Genomic DNA, 17,128 nt, shown 5'->3' on the forward strand with positions numbered 1-17,128 from the left:
GCGTAATGCTCAAAATAGAAAAACAACGATTCATTGGGCTTGAGTGGCTTCGCTTCCTGATGGGTCTTTATGTGGTCATCTACCACACCATTCATTTTTATCCCGAACGCAAAACCGTTCCGTTGCTGGACGAACTGACCAGTATGGGTTTTTTTGCGACCAGTACCTTCTTTGTTCTGTCCGGGTTCTTGCTGGCGCACGTCTATCTCACTGATAACCAGATGCGAGAGCCTGCCAAGAGTTTCTGGGTTAAGCGATTCTCCAATCTGTATCCGATTCATATATTCGCGCTGCTGTTTTCCATAGTCGTCGTAACCTGGATCGGCTTCATGGCCATACCGCCTGATGGAGCCAAGGCCAGCGTCCGGTTCGTGGTTTACGACACCAACGAGGTGCTGGCCCGAACCAATCCGGAACTGTTCCAGCACTACATGACCAATCTGGAGCTTGCATTCAATGGGTTGCTGCAGATTACGATGCTGCAGGCCTGGAATCCCTACTACCTCACCTTCAATGCGCCGCTCTGGTCCATCTCGGCGTTATTCTTTTTTTATCTGGTCTTTCCCTATGCGGCGCCGCGCCTGATGCGTGCGCGCAACAAATGGGGTGTGCTTGCCATCATAGGCCTGTGCTACCTGATTCCTCCTGTTCTGGTGATCTGGAGCCAGGATTACGGCATGCCGTATACTGGTTTGCTGCAACGAGTCCCGTTGCTGCGCCTGCCGGAGTTTCTGGCTGGCATCGTGGCGTATGGCCTCTTCCGTCAGCAAAGTGAGCGAGGCGCGCAGCCAAGCCGGGCCATCCGCCTGGTGATGACTGGCTATCTGCTATTGAGTTTTGCAGTGGCCACCGCGCTGTTTACCCATGGTCCTAAATTCTGGTACTTCTTGCTTCATAACGGTCTGTTACTGCCGTCTCAATTGATACTGGTCTATCTCAGCGCATTGGCGCAGGAACCCAAGAGCGAATGGCTTAAACACTGGTCGCCCCGGCTGGGTGCGGCGTCATTGTCCATGTTCGCACTGCATGTGCCATTGTCAGGACTGTTCATGACGCTCGAGAAATGGATTATGGGTGACTTCCCGCTGTGCTTTAGCAACTGGAGCGCGTGTATCGAGGCTGCCGGTCATGTAGAGAACGCCATCGAGGTTTACGGACTCTTCCTGCTGTTTGTGATTTTCATCTGTGTGATTTTCCAGGAACAGGCCGTGGCACCTACCCGGCGATGGTTGATCAGGCATTTGTTGCCCAAGGTAGAAAAGACCAGGCAACTGCCTACATAGCGCACAGGAAACTTTCAGGCGAGGGGTCTGCCAGGGAACTGCAGGTGGACCCTCTGCTCGAAGAACAGTCGAACCCACCTTTGGAAGGAGACTGCTATGGCGGCAAAGAAAATTCTCATGCTGGTAGGTGACTTCATCGAAGACTATGAAGTGATGGTGCCTTTCCAGGCGCTACAGATTGCCGGACACCAAGTGGATGCTGTCTGTCCAGGCAAGGCACCCGGCGATACTGTGCAAACCGCCATTCATGACTTCACCGGTGAGCAGACCTACAGTGAAAAGCCGGGCCATCGCTTTACGCTCAATGGGGACTTTGCCAAGGCACGTGTAGACGACTATGACGCTCTGGTCATTCCTGGAGGGCGGGCACCCGAGTATTTGCGCGTCAACGAACAGGTGCTTGAGCTGGTAAGAGGATTTTTCAAGGCCGACAAGCCCGTTGCTGCACTGTGCCATGGTCCCCTGATCCTGGCAGCGGCCGGCGTGCTCAGGGATGGCGTTGAGTGCAATGCCTATCCGGCGTGTGCGCCTGATGTCAAAGGGGGCGGTGGGACCTATATTGAATTACCCATGGACGGTGCTCATGTCAGCGGCAAGCTGGTAACCGGTCCGGTGTGGACCGCTCATGTGGAGTGGTTGCGCAAGTTTCTGGAGGTGCTCGGTACACGTATCGAGCCTTGAGTCAGTGGTGCAGATGCAATAAAGCCCGGCTGTACCGGGCTTTATTGTTCATCCTACAGGCTTAGGAAACCTCAACCGCCAGACTTTCAGCGATTTTCTTCTGCCAGATTTGCGGGCCGGTGTTATGCACGGACTCACCATTGCTATCGACCGCAACGGTGACCGGCATGTCCTTGACCTCGAACTCATAGATCGCTTCCATGCCCAGCTCCGGGAACGCCAGGGTCTTGGAGGCCTTGATCGCCTGGGCCACCAGATACGCTGCACCGCCTACGGCCATGAGGTAAACCGCCTTGTTGTCCTTGATCGCTTCAATGGCGATCGGGCCGCGCTCGGATTTGCCGATCATGCCGAGTAGACCCGTTTGCTCAAGAATCTGACGGGTGAACTTGTCCATGCGGGTAGCCGTGGTGGGGCCTGCCGGACCTACGACTTCGTCGCCAACCGGGTCGACCGGGCCAACGTAGTAAATGAAGCGACCCTTGAGGTCTACGGGGAGCGTCTCGCCTTTGTTCAACATATCGACCATGCGCTTATGCGCAGCATCGCGGCCGGTCAGCATCTTGCCGTTGAGCAACAGGGTCTCGCCTGGTTTCCAGGTCAATACTTCTTCAGGGGTTACCGTATCCAGGTTGACGCGGCGTGCAGAAGGGCCGGCTTCCCAGACAATTTCCGGATAGGCATCCAGCGGCGGAGCTTCCAGGGCAGCGGGGCCAGAGCCATCCAGAATGAAATGGGCATGGCGTGTCGCTGCACAGTTCGGAATCATGCACACCGGCAGCGAGGCCGCGTGAGTCGGATAGTCCTTGATCTTGACGTCCAGGACTGTGGTCAAGCCGCCCAGGCCCTGAGCGCCAATACCCAGCTGGTTGACCTTTTCGAATAGCTCCAGGCGCAGCTCTTCGATACGGTTCTGCGGGCCGCGGGCTTTCAGCTCATGGATATCGATTTCCTCCATGAGCGATTCCTTGGCCAGAACCGCTGCCTTTTCGGCCGTACCACCGATGCCGATACCCAGCATGCCGGGCGGGCACCAGCCTGCACCCATGGTCGGAACGGTTTTCAAAACCCAGTCGACGATAGAGTCGGACGGGTTGAGCATGGCCATCTTGGACTTGTTTTCGGAGCCGCCGCCCTTGGCTGCAACATCAACCTCAACCTTGTCACCAGGAACGATGCTGTAGTGGATGACAGCTGGGGTGTTGTCCTTGGTGTTTTTGCGCGCACCGGCCGGGTCGGCCAGGATGGATGCACGCAGAACGTTTTCCGGCAGGTTATAGGCGCGGCGAACGCCTTCGTTGATCATGTCGTCCAGGCTCATTGTGGCGCCGTCCCAGCGCACGTCCATGCCAACCTTGACGAATACGGTCACGATACCCGTGTCCTGGCAGATCGGACGGTGGCCGGTCGCACACATGCGCGAGTTGATCAGGATCTGGGCCATGGAGTCGCGTGCGGCAGGGGATTCCTCACGCAGGTAGGCCTCGTGCATGGCCTGGATGAAATCCACGGGATGGTAATAGGAGATGAACTGCAGGGCATCAGCAACGCTCTGGATCAGGTCATCCTGCTTGATCACGGTCATGTACGCGCTCCTTATTAGGCTATCAGTACTGCGCGGTTCTCGTGTCTCGTCCGTGGCGTCGTTTTGGAAGCAGGCGAAAGTCGTCTGATCACGAAAAGCAGCGTCCGGGCGCGCAGGTCCGGCTTCCAACACTGAGAAAAGAAGTCCAGACACCACGTCTAGGGTGTAGCCGACACGACAAAGGCGGGGCAGTATAGCGCTATGAGACGCTTGAGCGAAGCCGACCAGCTGATAAGGAAATACGTCACAGAAACAGAGTAAACTGCTGGCTAATTGCTATGCCATGGATCAGGTGTCGTCACCATGCGGGATCTTACTGTCACGCGCAGCATCAATGCGTCTGCCATCGGTCATCAGGTATTGCCTCTAGCCGTGGTTGTGCTGGCGTTGCTCCCATTGCTGCTGTCTACGGCTGTGGGATTCTATTCATCTTCCATTGCCTCGTTTTTTGCCGACACGCTAGGCTTTCTGGCGGGGGTCGCCGTAATGACGGGAGTGATTGTCTGGGGCGGTGGCAAGCATCTGAAGGCCTTACCGCTTGAGCCCTATATTATCGTCTCGATTCTGTTTCTGACGTATTCCCTGACCCATATCGTGCATTTGCGCGGTACCTTTCTGGTGTCTTATGTACTCGTATTGATGCTGGGTATTTTTCAGATACGACTGGGGGCGTTTGTACGCTGTGCGCTGCTGGCCTACGGTGCCTATGTAGGGTTGTGCTTATGGATAAACCTTGAGCCACAGGACAGCCGGACCGTCAGAATGATGATTGTCCAGAGCATCATATTAGCCATTGTTCTGGTTTCCATGGTGCTGTTTGCACGCTACCACCACCGTATCCGCTCCCAGCTCAACGCTCGGCGGGACGATCTGGAGCGGCATCAGGACAACCTGCGCCATGTGATGCGTCAGTTGGAAGCTCAGGTGATTACGGACGAGCTGACGGGGCTGCGTAATCGCCGTTATTTTCTGCAAATAGCCAGTGAGGCGCTTCATCGGTTGGGGCATGGCCGAATGCACGGGCTGGCATTGATCGACATGGATTTTTTCAAGCAGATCAATGATCAGTTTGGGCACGGAATAGGCGATCTGGTGCTTAAAACGTTTGCCGAGGTAGGCGAGGCCTGCTTGCGAGAGCAGGACGTCCTGGCGCGTTATGGCGGAGAAGAGTTCGTCCTCCTGCTGCCCTTTAGCGATCCGCAGCAGCTGGTAGTCTGCTGTGAGCGTTTACGTGAAGCCTTTTCAAGGACGGTTTTCGAGCACGCTGATCTGGGCACCCTGACCGTTTCGATCGGCATGAGCCTCATCATGACCGGACGTACCCTTGAGGAGTCGTTACTGCTGGCCGATCAGGCGTTGTATCGTGCCAAGCGTAATGGGCGTAATCGCTGTGAGGTTTCATGGGAGAGCTGACGTGCCTAAGCTTGAGGTAGGAGCATCGGCCTGGACAGTCGAGTCGGATCGCAACCTGCTCGACAGCCTGCTCGACGTAGGCCTGGCAGTGCCTTTCAGCTGTCGGGCGGGCAGTTGCCATGCATGTCTGGTTCGGTGTCTTGAGGGGCATGTTGCAGACGCGCAGCCGGAAGCGCTGCCTGCTGAAAAACGGGCCGAAGGATGGCGGCTGGCCTGCCAGTGCCGCATTGTAGGTGATGTTCGAGTATCGATTTTCAACCCTGAAGAAGATGGGATTTCTGCGACGCTGACGGCTGTCGATTGGCTAGGTGCAGATGTGGTTCGCTTACGTATGCAGCCGGAGCGTTCCGTACGTTATCGACCGGGGCAGTCCGTAGTGCTCTGGCTCAACGGTATTGCTCGCTCCTACTCCATAGCCAGTTTGCCTGGCGAGGCACCTTGGCTTGAGTTTCACATCGATTGCAGCCGTCCGGGCCAGTTCAGCAATGCCGCACGCGTAATAAAGCCGGGTGATCAATTGTGCCTGGGTGTATTGAATCCCAGTGCGCTGCACTATCCGACGGAACAACCCGATTCTCCGTTGCTGCTGCTGGGCTCCGGCTCAGGATTGGCACCGCTTTGGGGCATTCTTCGTGAAGCGCTGGATCAGGAGCATGCTGGGCCGATCACGGTAGTACACCGCGCGCGTGAGGCGTCTGGGCATTACTTGAGGCCAGCATTGGATAGATTGGCCGCCGAGCAACGCACTCTGAATGTCGAGTACTTGGATGAAAAGGGGTGGGAGCCGTGGCTCAAGGCGTTGCGGCTATCCAGTCGGCGTACGGTCGCGTTGGCTTGTGGCAGTCCCGCATTTGTTGAGGCTGTGTCCCGTCGATTATTCATGGCAGGGCTTCCGCGGGGACAATTGCTGACAGAGACCTTTGCATCCAAGGCTCTCTAGCATTAAAAAAGCCGCCCGAAGGCGGCTTTTTTGTGAGCAATAATCAGACGAGCAGATCACCGACACGGTACATCTTCATGGTGTTGGTGCCGTCACGCTTGGTGTAGCTGTCGCCCTTGGTCAGGATGACCCAGTCGCCACGCTCCACGATGCCGCGCTTGAGCAGTTCGTCTACGGCATTCTGGCTGACTTTGTCGGCCGGCATCGACTTGGGATCGAACGGAATGGTGTAGACGTTGCGGAATAGTACAGTGCGCGCCTGTGTTATGCGGGATGAAGCAAACGAGAAGATCGGAACGGAGGATCGTAGGCGAGACATGATCAACGGGGTATAACCGCTGTCGGTCAGGCTGATGATGGCCTTCACGCCCGGGAAGTGGTTAGCCACATAGATGGACGCCAGTGCGATACTTTCGTCCCAACGGGTAAAGGTTTGCCCCAGGCGATGGCTGGACAGCTTGCTGGTAGGCTGCTTTTCAGCACCGATACAGATGCGGGCCATCGCCTTGACGGCCTCAACCGGGTACGCACCGGCAGCCGTCTCGGCGGACAGCATCACGGCGTCGGTGTTGTCGAGTACGGCGTTGGCAACGTCAGACACTTCGGCGCGTGTCGGCATCGGGTTGGTAATCATCGACTCCATCATTTGCGTAGCCGTGATAACCGCTTTGTTGAAGCGGCGCGCATGGGAAATGATGCGTTTCTGGATGCCTACGAGTTCGGCATCGCCGATCTCGACGCCCAGGTCACCACGGGCCACCATGACTGCGTCACTGGCCTGAATCAGACCGTCCAGTGCTTCGTCATTGGCTACAGCTTCGGCGCGCTCGATCTTGGCCACCAGCCAAGCCTTGCCACCGGCTTCTTCCAGCAGGCGACGGGCTTCGTGCATATCTGCCGCATCACGTGGGAAGGACACCGCCAGATAGTCCACTTCCATGGAGCTGGCAAGCTTGATGTCTTCGCGATCCTTGTCGGTCAGGGCCGGTGCGGTCAGACCGCCGCCGCGACGGTTGATGCCCTTGTGGTCCGACAGCGGGCCGCCGATCAAAACGACGGTATGCAGTTCATTGGCCGTTACGCCTTCGACGCGTAGTACCACGCGGCCGTCATCGAGCAGCAGCTCATCGCCGACATGGCAATCGGTCACAAGGCCCGGATAGTCGATACCAACGACCTCCTGGGTGCCAGCATCACGGGGATGGGCCGTGGACAGACGGAAGGTGTCGCCTTCCTTGAGCTGAATGCGCTTGTCAGTGAATTTGGCGATACGGATCTTGGGACCCTGAAGATCGCCCAGCAAGGCCACATGACGGCCATGCTTGGCAGCCAGTTCGCGTACCAGCTGACCCCGTGCACGGTGTTCATCCGGGGTTCCGTGAGAAAAGTTCAGGCGGGCCACATCGATACCGGCAATGATGAGCTGCTCGAGCACCTCAGGCGAATTGCTGGCTGGGCCAAGGGTGGCAACGATTTTGGTACGGCGATAAATCATTCAGGTTTTCCTTTCAGATGGTTTCAACCGTGATCGGCAATGAAACGGGCCGAATCTGACGTTTGGCTTCAAAGGCTACTGTGCATTGTAGCCTTGCTGAGCGTCCAGGCACATGAAAGGTTTCATCTCCGTGCGGCAATCCTGAAAAAGTAATGCTTGAATTAACCGGTGAGCTGCGCTTCAGGCCTGGACGAGCCTGCCGATAACCCGGCAACGGAGGATCAATCATGCGTCATATCTTATTTTCGCTCGTCGTCGTGTCGCTGGCCGGCTGTACGGGTGCGTCCATGAATCGTCACATGGACAAGGCTTACGATGCCTATACTGAGGGTGACTGCGATCAGGTTATGCTGGAGCTGTCCCAGGCCGAACGCAAGAGCCGGGCTCGCCCGTGGGTTCAGCCGGAGATTTCCATGCTGCGTGGTCAATGCCTTGAGCGGCAGCGTTTGTATGTCGATGCGGTGGAAACCTATCGCTTCATCGAGAGGCGTTACCCCAGCAGCGAGTATGCGTACCGGGCCCGGGCCAGAATCGATACGCTCACCCAACTGGGGCTCGATGGTTCCAGACCGGTAATCGTTCAGCCACAGCCGCTCAAGCCGGTGCTGGCCAAGTAAAGATGCCCTTTCGCATGCTTCTGGTTATGCTTGTGGTCTGATGGGTGCCGACTGGAGCGGCATCAGACTGCAGTGACTTCCGGGATGGGTCCATGAAACAGAATCGTCATATCGAGCGCCATCAGTTACCGTACTTTCTGAAGGTGTTCAATCGTTTCACTGACAGGCCCATGGGCTATCTGGGTAATATTTCCCTGGACGGGATGTTGCTCATTAGCCAGCTACCGCTGCTGGTTGGGGCCAGATTCGAATTGCGTTTGAAGGTGCCGGGTCAGGACGGGCAGTTGCACTTCATTGACTTTGATGCCAACTGTCAGTGGAGCCGGGAAGACGTAACGCCAGGGTATTACGATTCAGGCTTCTCGATCTCGGCGCCACCGCATGAGTTCACCGAGCTGGTGGAATCGCTGCGTAACTATTTCAGCTTTCACCCCATGCAGCAGTCCGTTTAGGCAGACGAACGCTGCAAGGCTTAGTCAGAGGGTTCCGGCACGTTTCCAGGTGAGATACTGATTGACCAGCTCAGGGCCCAGGGCGGCCGGACGTGTATCGATGAGCGCAACACCCTGGGCCGACAGGCGCTCGTGCAGCGACTCCCTGGCCTGGCGGTAATCCATGGCCCCACAATATTCCAGCGCCTCCTCGTAGGTTTCTACCGCCTGCTGCATCTTCGTATCCAGGATATCTTCACGCAGGCTGGCAATCAGCATGCGGTGCTGGCGACCGAGATGGCCAAGGGCAAGCCTTAGATCATCGTCGTCTTCATCACGCAGGTTGGTGACCAGAACGATCAGTGCACGGCGACGCTGGCGGCTGAGAAGCTGCTGGGCGGCTGAACTGTAATCGGCAGGGGTCAGTGTAGGCTTGAGATCATAAACGGCATTGAGCAGTCGGCCCAGCTGCCCATGGCCTTTGGCAGGCGCCACGTGCCGTGGTTGCTCATGAGCAAAGGTGCTGATACCTACGGCATCGCCCTGGCGAAGGGCAACGTGGGCCAGAAGCAGGCACGCATCCAGAGCCTGGTCGAAATGCGACAGCTCACCGTCCTGGCTACGCATACGCCTGCCGCAGTCCAGGAGCAGCAGGATCTGCTGGTCCCGTTCCTCCTGATATTCGCGGGCGATGGGCATTTTCTTGCGTGCCGTGGCTTTCCAGTCCATCTGCCGCAACGTATCGCCCTGGCGAAACTCTCGCAGCTGATGAAACTCGAGCCCCAGGCCTCGTCGAGGTTTCTGCCTGACACCCAGTTGACCTAGCCATTGCTCGCCCGCCAGAGGCGATGAGCTATAAAGACGGGCAAAGTCCGGGTAGACCCGTGCGTCTCCAGGGTGCTCCAGCCGGTAACGGCGCTGCCAGAATCCCAGTGGGCTGGGCAGGATACAATCACAGGCCGGAAAGCGGATATGCCCTCGCTCCAGAGGCCTGATTCGGTAGTGCGCCTCGGTCTGCTGGCCGGGCTTTAGAGTCATCTCCAGCGGTAGATGCTCGTGGGCCACGGAGGCGGGAATATGGTCGAACAGCGTGACGGAGCATTCGCGGGGATAGGAATGATACAGCGTAAGCTGAACGTCGCTCCAGCGTCCCAATGATAACTGCCCGGGCAGCGTACGCTTCAGGATGGGAGGGGCGCGTCGATAGGTACTGACAGCATCGCCTCCGGCCATCAGCAAAAGCGCCAGCAAAGCGCCCCACCAGACGGTATGTAGCGTGTCAGCCACGGAGAGGCCCAGCGCCTCGAGCGTACCTAGGATCAGTGCTGTCCCAAGCAGTCCGGTCAGGATCAGCAGAAAACGTCTGGAGGGCTTCATAAAGGCGCGAATCAGAGGCGAGGGGCTGGGGATTGATCAATGATCTGCCGCAGCACCTGATCAACCGTAATGCCGTCGATTTCAAGTTCTGCCGACAGTCTAATCCGGTGGCGCAAAACGGGCAGGGCACACTGCTTCACGTCATCGGGCAGAACGAACTCGCCACTCCGCAGCAGGGCTCGCGCACGCGCGCCGCGGAGCAGGGCGATAGAGGCACGTGGCCCGGCGCCCAGCATGATGCCGGGCCAGTTACGGGTTGAGCGCGCCAGCCGCACGGCATAATCCAGCACTTGGTCGTCCACCGGCAGGTCCGCTGCAATCTTTTGCATGGCCATGATTTCCTTGGCTTGCAGTATTGGGCGCAGAGGCGTGACATCCAACATGTCGCTGCGTGTGGAGCGAGTGACCTGTCTGACCAGGGCACGTTCGTCTTCTTCGCCGGGATAGTCGATATAGAGCTTGAACATGAAACGGTCCAGTTCCGCCTCTGGCAGCGGATAAGTGCCTTCCTGTTCTATCGGGTTTTGGGTGGCTAATACCATGAAGGGTTGAGGAACCGGCAGCGCTCGGCCTTCCAATGTAATTTGCCGCTCCTGCATGACTTCAAGCAGTGCCGCCTGGGTTTTTGCTGGCGCACGGTTGATCTCGTCGGCCAGCAAAAGGTTGGTAAAGGCAGGTCCCTTGCGCAGCTTGAACTGCTCCGTCGCCAGGTCATAGATGGCATGACCTGTGATGTCGCTGGGCATAAGGTCCGGCGTGAACTGAATACGTGCAAAACTGCCTTCGAAACAGCGAGCCAGCGCGCGAACCAGCAGGGTTTTGCCCAGTCCGGGTGCACCTTCGATCAAGACATGTCCCCCAGCCAGCAGGGCGGTCAGGACATCATCAATTACTGTGCTCTGGCCTATCAATGCCTTGTTGAGGGCTTGCCGCAGCGATTGAGCGAGGCTGCTGGCGCGTTGACGCTGTGCCGTATGATCAGGGGGCGTGGGAGTCGCAGTAGGCTCGGTCATGGCGTATTTCCTTGAGTAGGCCGCGAGGGGAGTGCACCGCGAGTCATAGTGCCTTCCTGATGCGTTGCAGATGTGCAACGCGGCGCGTGAAGTCGATTGGAGACAGTTTCTCTGATGCCAGCGGACGCATGCTCTGGCTGATCTCATGCGCAGACAAACGAGCCAGGCGGCCTAGAAGCTGCCATTGCTCGGCAACAGGGAGGCGTTCGAAGCCGGGATGACGGCGTCGGGCGTGCTGCTGAATATCTTTCTGCAACAACGTGATCAGGCTGGCCAGCCCAGTATGTCGGCGAATGAATTCGGCGCTGGCTCGCAGGTGCTCACTCAGCTGACGGCGCCCGATGGCGGGACTTGGTAGCTGGGGTCCCAGGCGCTGCGCTGACTGCCACAGCCAGAGCGCCAGAAGCAGGGCTGCGGCGGCCAGCGTTTCAGGAAAGTAGCGTGCCATGAGCGTAACAAGGCTTTCCTTGTCGGCGCGGTATAGCAGCGTGACGTCACTGTCCTGGGTGATATACCAGAGCAGCCAGGCATTGTCATATTCGCCTATATGGGCGTTTTGCCAGATCCAGGGGTCCGTCATGACGGTAATCAAACCGTTGCCCCATGGCAGCTGCATCATGTGCGTAGCGGCTTCGCTGTTGGCCCAGGACTGGGCCAGATTCCTGGAGTCGTACAGATGAAACTCGTCATCGAAACCGATATAGGCTGGCTCCTGTTCGTTTTCCAGATAAAGCTTGGTCAACGGCGCCCACTTTTCGGCAGGAGCGGGTTCAGCGTCCTGCTGATCCGTCTCCTCATCCTCCAGGTCGCGCGTCAGCAACTGCTGCACTCCGATGGCGTCAAGCAGGAAGTCACCACTTTTCTTGCTCTGCTCATCCCACAGTTGCTCGGCTACAAAGACGACATGTCCACCTCGGCTGGCCCAGCCCAGGACCTGCTGACTCTGGGCAGGTGACATACGGTCTCGTTCTGCAAGCAGCAGCAACGTATGGCCTATCGAAGGCAGCCCATTCAGCACCGCAAAAGAGTCACTGTGTTGAATGGTAATGGACCGCTCCTTCAGAAAGCGCTCGGCAGCCAGATAGGGGTTGTTCCGGGCCTCTGGACTGGGCCCTGCATCTTTCAGGGTCTCTGTCAGGGTGATGTACTTCCAGGCCCACAACCCTGTCAGCAGCAGGACGGCCACCATCAGAATAATCCACAGCGAATGCCGACGCGTCATGCAGACACCTGCGGACCAAACAGATGACGCCATTGGTGACAGAGCGCCTGAAGCGTTTCCTGGGAAGGCATGCGATGGCCATAGGCAAGCGCTTGCCATTGGGTCGTCACACCGTGCAGATAACCGACCACATCGGCGTTGGGTATTGATCTGCCAAGCTCAAGGATTTCGCCTTCGGTATGCGCCTCCTTCAAGGGCAGATGAAAGTCATGCAAAAGACGGCTCAGCAGGCCTCGATAAAGCAACCCCAGTGCGCTGCGAGGGTCGTGTTGCCAGAGGCGCTCGGCTTCGCCAGGGATATCGGAAGGTAAACTGGTCGGGGCGACTTCCAGACCAAACAGCTGACGGGGCGTGTCGACAGGTCTGGCAGGTTTGGTGGCGATTCGCCGGGTAAAGAGGGTTAGCCAGACACGGTAACGCCAGAGCAGCACGCCAAGGCCTGCAATCAGTAACGTCCATAACAGGATCTCAATGAAGCGGGCCGCATGGGCAATAAGTGTTTCGAGGTCCCGCCAGTGGAGGCCATTGGATGACGTCACCGAGGCCTTGTTCTTGTCCTGCTGGCCGACGTGCCATTCCAGCTGGGTGCGCTCATTCCTGAAGGGCGGGCTCGCCAGTATGACGCCGATGTGCTGGCGGGCAACCTGACTGTTCAAGGGCTGGTTCAGCAGGCGAGGCGCATCCGGGCCGGCTGCTTCCTGAGGTGGCAGTGGGCAGATCGCTGCAGCTGACGGCTCATCTGCCAGGACGGGCGGCGGCGAAAGCAAAGCGCTCATGGCTCCGATCACAAGCAGCATGGGTATCGCACCTGTCAGGCGCTGGCGCAGGCGTCGAAAGGCCAGCTCAATGTCCCAAGCTTCCAGCGCTGTACGCCGGTTCAGATAAAGACTGAAGCCGCACGCCACATACACGGGCTCCCATACAAGGAGAACCAGTGCATATAGCAAATTTGTAAGGTGCTCCACCCAGAGCAGGCCATGAGCCTCGACATCGATCAGTTTGAGCCAATCGAGTTGCTCGATGATCTGCGAGGGAATGAAGAGATAAATCAGGCCCAGAAGACCGATATAAAGGGCTATTTCAATGTGCGCGCCGGTAAGGGTCAACCAGAAGGCGGCCTGTGTATCTTGTTGCGTCAGGACCCGAACACGAGCCTGACGTAATGCGCCGGACAGGCCTTCAAGCTGCTGTACGGGTAATAGAAAGCTGCGCTTGGGCGTAAAACGTCTCCATAGAAGGCTGGGCAGCAGCTGTACGCTCAGTAACCGTGGATAAGCCATCAGCGCTTGTCTGGCCGTAATCGTTTCACCAAAGAGCGCACGGGACAGAATATGCAGGGGTAGCCGCTCGAACAGCGGCTTCAACCACCAGAAAACCAGCATGACGATAGACGGATAATTCCAGAGGGCGGCGCTCAACAGGGCCAGAACAGGAAGGGTGAGCAGTGCCCAGCTGGTCATCAAGATATGCAGGTGTTCACGGGCGAGTCTCACGCCAAGATCCAGAGCTTCCCAAGGGCTACGGGGGCGGATAACCGCCTGGCTTTCACTCAGGCGCATGTCGATTTCTTCCTGCCAGCCCGAAATAACCTCCAACGGCCAGCCACAACAGCGCACCTGCGCTGTACTTGAGGGTAGGGCTGAGTGCAGCGCTTGAGGACCAATAGGCCTCGACAAAGGCGGCCAACGTTAACAGTACAAAGACACCGGCAATCATGCCAACACAGGGTTTAGCAGCATGTCGCAGGGCATCGCTGCGGCGCAGCCGGCCCGGCGCCACCAGCGCCCAGCCCAGCTTCAGGCCTGCCGAGCCGGCCAGCGTAATCGCTGTCAGCTCAAATGCGCCGTGCCCTACCACGAAGGGCCAGAAGGTAGAGCCTGAGCCCAGTTGCGTCAGGTAACCTGCCACCGCACCGATGTTAAGTCCATTGAACAGCAGAAAGAACAGTGTCCCCAGGCCATACAGCAACCCGCCTGCAAATGTCTGAAAGGCGATTCCTATATTGTTGCGAATGTAATAGCCGAACATTTGCCAGTCCTGACTGCTGGCCCGCTCGGGCAAGGCTCCTATGCGCTCGGCATCCGGCCTGTACATACTTTCCATGTTGGCAACCTGGGCGGGGTCCAGGAGGCTGTAGACCAGATCAGGTATGTAATAGACCAGTAAACCCATTATGAGAAGGCTGCCATAGAAGAGGGCGCTTGCTACAGCGACCAGGCGCCATTCTGTCCGGACCAGTCGAGGAAAGTCTGCCAGCAGGAAGCCGAGCAATCGCTGCCGAATATTGCCCGGATGGCGATAGATGAGCTGGTGGCCACGCAGCGTCAGTTGATGCAGGTGCTCAATCAGCTGGGGGCTGTAGCCACGTGCCTGAGCAAGTGCCAAGTGCTGGCACAGACGACGGTAGCTAGCAATAAATGCCTTGCTGTGTTCCAGCGTTGAAGTCGGGGTGCGTTTTTCCAGCGCAGACAACTGCTCACTGAAGCGAGCCCACTCAGCCTGGTAGCGCTGTTCGAAAGGCGCCTGCCTCATCCGTGAGCCCCTAGCAGGGCTTGTGCAATTCGGTTCAGGCGCTCAGTGGCTTCGCTGCGGTCTACCCCCAGAGGCTCTGCCAGTAGTGCGGCCAGCTCGTCTCGACGGGATAGAGACAACTCGTTCTGACGCTCGGCAAACGAGAGAATGGCCTGCTGCTCTATTAACCCCAGCGCAAACGGGGGGGACAATGGAATGACGTCCTGTAAGGTAAAGCGCTCGTGTGGTTGCTCTTGGTGAACGACCAGGGTGCCTGCCACCAGATCTCCCAAGCGTTTGAAGCTGGGATGTAACAGGCTGCTCAGGATACCCATGGCATAGCCGAAGGGGAGAAGATCCACGACGCGCAACAGATTGCGTAGCAGCGAGCCGGACCAGCCCACCGGGGTGCCATCATCATTCAAAACGCGCAATTTCATGAGCTGCTTGCCTGGTGAGCGGCCCTGGTTGAGCACTTCAAACAGCACCATGTACCACCAGCTGATCAGAAATGTCAGCAGCGCGATCAAGCCAACCCCGACATGGCCCAGAAAGCCGAGCACAAGGTAGGCAAGCGCCATGATAGCGCCTCGAATAGCCAGGTCGATGGCATACGCCAGGGCGCGAGGTATGACGCTGGCTGGACGCAACATCAGGTCGATGGCTTCCGGGGTTTCGACGCGTAACAGCGTATCGAGTGGAAGTGGCATGGGTACAGATGAGCCTTCTCTAGTGTAGGTCGGCACAAGAGGTTGCTCGGCGTTCACATGGTGTCATTGGATGAGAACCCCTACGCAGACTGGAACGACAAAAATAACCAGTCGGCAGGCAAGCGCTTCAGCACATTATCACTCCTTTGATAAGGTCATCACCCACGCCTGGTGCGTCTGTGCACGTTAACGCAGCTTGGCTATCCTGACGCACGGCTTGGAATCCATGGGTATCATGAATTCAATGACATACATACGGTCGCAGCCTGCGACATGATAAGCCTAGCGACCCATCAGGCGTATAGGCAACTGAAAAATCCAGAGTGCTCGACTCGAGGCGCTGATAGCTAGGAGAGCTTTGTCGTGAGCCGCACCATATTCTGGTATGACTTCGAAACCACAGGAACCAATCCACGCTGCGATCGCCCACTACAGGTGGCCGGCTTGCGAACGGATGAGGACCTTAACATTGTTGGCGAGCCGCTCAACCTGTATTGCCGCTTGGGCGACGATATCCTGCCGCATCCGGCTGCCTGCCTGATTACCGGCATTACGCCTGAGCGCCTCGAACGCGAGGGGCTTCCCGAGGCCACCTTCATGGCCCACCTGCATGCTCATATAAGCCAGCCGGGTACATGTACGGCTGGTTACAACACGCTGCGCTTTGATGATGAAGTGACACGGCATAGCCTGTATCGAAATTTCTACGATCCGTATGCGCGGGAATGGCAGGGCGGGAATACCCGCTGGGATCTGATCGATTTGCTACGTGCGGCTTATGCCTTGCGGCCGGAGGGCATTGAGTGGCCTCAGGATGAGGGGCGGGTGACCTTGAAGCTTGAGCGTCTTTCCCAGGCCAACGACCTGGAGCATGGTCAAGCACATGATGCTCTGTCGGATGTACACGCCACAATACAGCTCGCTCGGCTGGTGCGTGACCGGCAGCCACGGCTGTATCATTTCTTGTATCAGCTCAGACACAAACGTTCAGTGTTGGAGCACATTACGTTACTTAAACCGCTAGTCCATGTTTCTGGACGGTTTTCAGCCGAGCGTAATTTTCTTTCCATTGTACTGCCGCTTTGCTGGCATCCTCATAACCGTAATGCGTTAGTTGTCTGTGATCTTCACTTTGACCCAAGCCCTATATTAGAGCTGGACGTTCAAACGCTACATCAAAAACTCTATACCCGGCGTGAGGACTTGTTAGCCAATGACGAACTGCCAGTACCGCTTAAACTTATCCAGATAAACCGATGCCCGGTGTTGGCACCTTTGGCTGTTCTAAGAGAGCAGGATCAGGAAAGACTGCAAATAAATATGCAGATGTACAAGCAACGTGCGGCTCTTTTACAAAGTAAGGCAAAAATATGGCGAGACAAATTGTCGCAGCTTTATCAAATAAAGGCTGAGAACGCAGTCTTTGATCCTGAACAGCAGCTGTACAATGGCTTTATATGTGAGAGCGATAGACGCTTATGTGATGAGATTCGAAGCTGTGACCCTATTAAGTTGGTAGATAAAAGGTGGTTATTCACAGACGAACGTTTGCCTGAACTTTACTTCCGTTATCGGGCCCGTAACTTTTCCCATACTTTGACGGCTGAGGAGCAAGGGCGTTGGCATTCATTCTGCCGTGATCGTTTGATCAATAGTGAATTGGGCGCACCCAATACACTATTCTCTTTTGAGGAAGCCTTGCATGCACTGGTGCAGACCGCCAGCGAATCACAGCAAGCCCTGCTAAATACATGGCGAGTACATGCGCAGCAGTTGAGAACTCGGTTCGGAGTTTAAAACCTTTAACTACTCATAAAAAACGCCAGCAATGCTGGCGTTTTTTATCTAAC

Annotated in this window: 15 protein-coding genes; 7 read left to right on the forward strand and 8 right to left on the reverse strand. The window is 57.0% G+C overall.

Translation table 11 applies throughout. The features are described from left to right. Window positions 1-5: 5 nt before the first annotated feature. Both GM154_RS14555 and GM154_RS14560 read left to right on the forward strand, forming a co-directional pair. The gene (locus GM154_RS14555) at window positions 6-1,283 is read left to right on the forward strand and encodes an acyltransferase (RefSeq protein WP_219652603.1); all 1,278 of its coding nucleotides are present in this window, start codon (window positions 6-8) and stop codon (window positions 1,281-1,283) included. A 96-nt stretch (window positions 1,284-1,379) separates the two neighbouring features. Continuing rightward, window positions 1,380-1,964 carry a DJ-1/PfpI family protein gene (locus GM154_RS14560; RefSeq protein WP_010795265.1) on the forward strand — a complete coding sequence of 195 codons (585 nt, stop codon included), beginning with the start codon at window positions 1,380-1,382 and terminating at the stop codon, window positions 1,962-1,964. Window positions 1,965-2,025: 61 nt separating this feature from the next. Here the strand turns inward: GM154_RS14560 and GM154_RS14565 are convergent, their stop codons facing one another. Beyond that, entirely contained in the window at window positions 2,026-3,549 is a 1,524-nt protein-coding gene (locus GM154_RS14565) for a fumarate hydratase (protein WP_010795264.1), read from the reverse strand. A gap of 303 nt (window positions 3,550-3,852) precedes the next feature. On the opposite strand from GM154_RS14565, the gene GM154_RS14570 reads away from it, so the two are divergent. Next, window positions 3,853-4,962 (forward strand): GGDEF domain-containing protein, encoded by a 1,110-nt coding sequence (locus GM154_RS14570; RefSeq protein WP_219652604.1) that lies wholly within the window; start codon window positions 3,853-3,855, stop codon window positions 4,960-4,962. Between the two features lies 1 nt (window position 4,963). Further along, window positions 4,964-5,902 (forward strand): iron-sulfur-binding ferredoxin reductase, encoded by a 939-nt coding sequence (locus GM154_RS14575; protein WP_219652605.1) that lies wholly within the window; start codon window positions 4,964-4,966, stop codon window positions 5,900-5,902. Window positions 5,903-5,945: 43 nt separating this feature from the next. Here GM154_RS14575 and pyk read toward each other — a convergent pair whose 3' ends face one another. Next, a complete protein-coding gene (pyk, locus tag GM154_RS14580; protein WP_010795261.1) occupies window positions 5,946-7,397 on the reverse strand; it encodes a pyruvate kinase in 1,452 nt (483 codons plus the stop codon). 227 nt (window positions 7,398-7,624) lie between these two features. On the opposite strand from pyk, the gene GM154_RS14585 reads away from it, so the two are divergent. Next, on the forward strand, window positions 7,625-8,014 hold the full coding sequence (locus GM154_RS14585) for a tol-pal system YbgF family protein (protein WP_010795260.1): 390 nt from the start codon (window positions 7,625-7,627) through the stop codon (window positions 8,012-8,014). A 92-nt stretch (window positions 8,015-8,106) separates the two neighbouring features. Further along, on the forward strand, window positions 8,107-8,466 hold the full coding sequence (locus GM154_RS14590; RefSeq protein WP_010795259.1) for a PilZ domain-containing protein: 360 nt from the start codon (window positions 8,107-8,109) through the stop codon (window positions 8,464-8,466). Between the two features lie 24 nt (window positions 8,467-8,490). Here GM154_RS14590 and GM154_RS14595 read toward each other — a convergent pair whose 3' ends face one another. The 6 genes from GM154_RS14595 to GM154_RS14620 are packed head-to-tail and all read right to left on the reverse strand — an operon-like array spanning window position 8,491 to window position 15,278. Further along, window positions 8,491-9,822 (reverse strand): DUF58 domain-containing protein, encoded by a 1,332-nt coding sequence (locus tag GM154_RS14595; RefSeq protein ID WP_219652606.1) that lies wholly within the window; start codon window positions 9,820-9,822, stop codon window positions 8,491-8,493. 11 nt (window positions 9,823-9,833) lie between these two features. After that, window positions 9,834-10,835: a MoxR family ATPase gene (locus GM154_RS14600; protein ID WP_219652607.1), complete on the reverse strand. Its 1,002-nt coding sequence runs from the start codon at window positions 10,833-10,835 to the stop codon at window positions 9,834-9,836. A 43-nt stretch (window positions 10,836-10,878) separates the two neighbouring features. Continuing rightward, the gene (locus GM154_RS14605; RefSeq protein ID WP_219652608.1) at window positions 10,879-12,057 is read right to left on the reverse strand and encodes a DUF4350 domain-containing protein; all 1,179 of its coding nucleotides are present in this window, start codon (window positions 12,055-12,057) and stop codon (window positions 10,879-10,881) included. Next, the gene (locus GM154_RS14610) at window positions 12,054-13,616 is read right to left on the reverse strand and encodes a DUF4129 domain-containing protein (RefSeq protein ID WP_219652609.1); all 1,563 of its coding nucleotides are present in this window, start codon (window positions 13,614-13,616) and stop codon (window positions 12,054-12,056) included. The genes GM154_RS14605 and GM154_RS14610 overlap by 4 nt, the downstream gene beginning before the upstream one ends. Continuing rightward, window positions 13,603-14,589, reverse strand: coding sequence for a stage II sporulation protein M (locus tag GM154_RS14615; RefSeq protein ID WP_074824701.1), 987 nt, complete (start codon window positions 14,587-14,589; stop codon window positions 13,603-13,605). Before GM154_RS14615 ends, GM154_RS14610 begins: the two co-directional genes overlap by 14 nt. Next, window positions 14,586-15,278, reverse strand: a complete 693-nt coding sequence (locus tag GM154_RS14620) for an RDD family protein (RefSeq protein WP_074824698.1) — start codon at window positions 15,276-15,278, stop codon at window positions 14,586-14,588. Before GM154_RS14620 ends, GM154_RS14615 begins: the two co-directional genes overlap by 4 nt. A 363-nt stretch (window positions 15,279-15,641) precedes the next feature. Here GM154_RS14620 and sbcB point away from each other — a divergent pair, with 363 nt between their 5' ends. Next, window positions 15,642-17,075 carry an exodeoxyribonuclease I gene (sbcB, locus tag GM154_RS14625; protein WP_074824695.1) on the forward strand — a complete coding sequence of 478 codons (1,434 nt, stop codon included), beginning with the start codon at window positions 15,642-15,644 and terminating at the stop codon, window positions 17,073-17,075. The last annotated feature ends 53 nt before the right edge of the window (window positions 17,076-17,128 follow it).

Origin of the sequence: Pseudomonas sp. MAG002Y (genome assembly GCF_019400845.1) — a bacterium.
Lineage (GTDB): Bacteria > Pseudomonadota > Gammaproteobacteria > Pseudomonadales > Pseudomonadaceae > Chryseomonas > Chryseomonas luteola.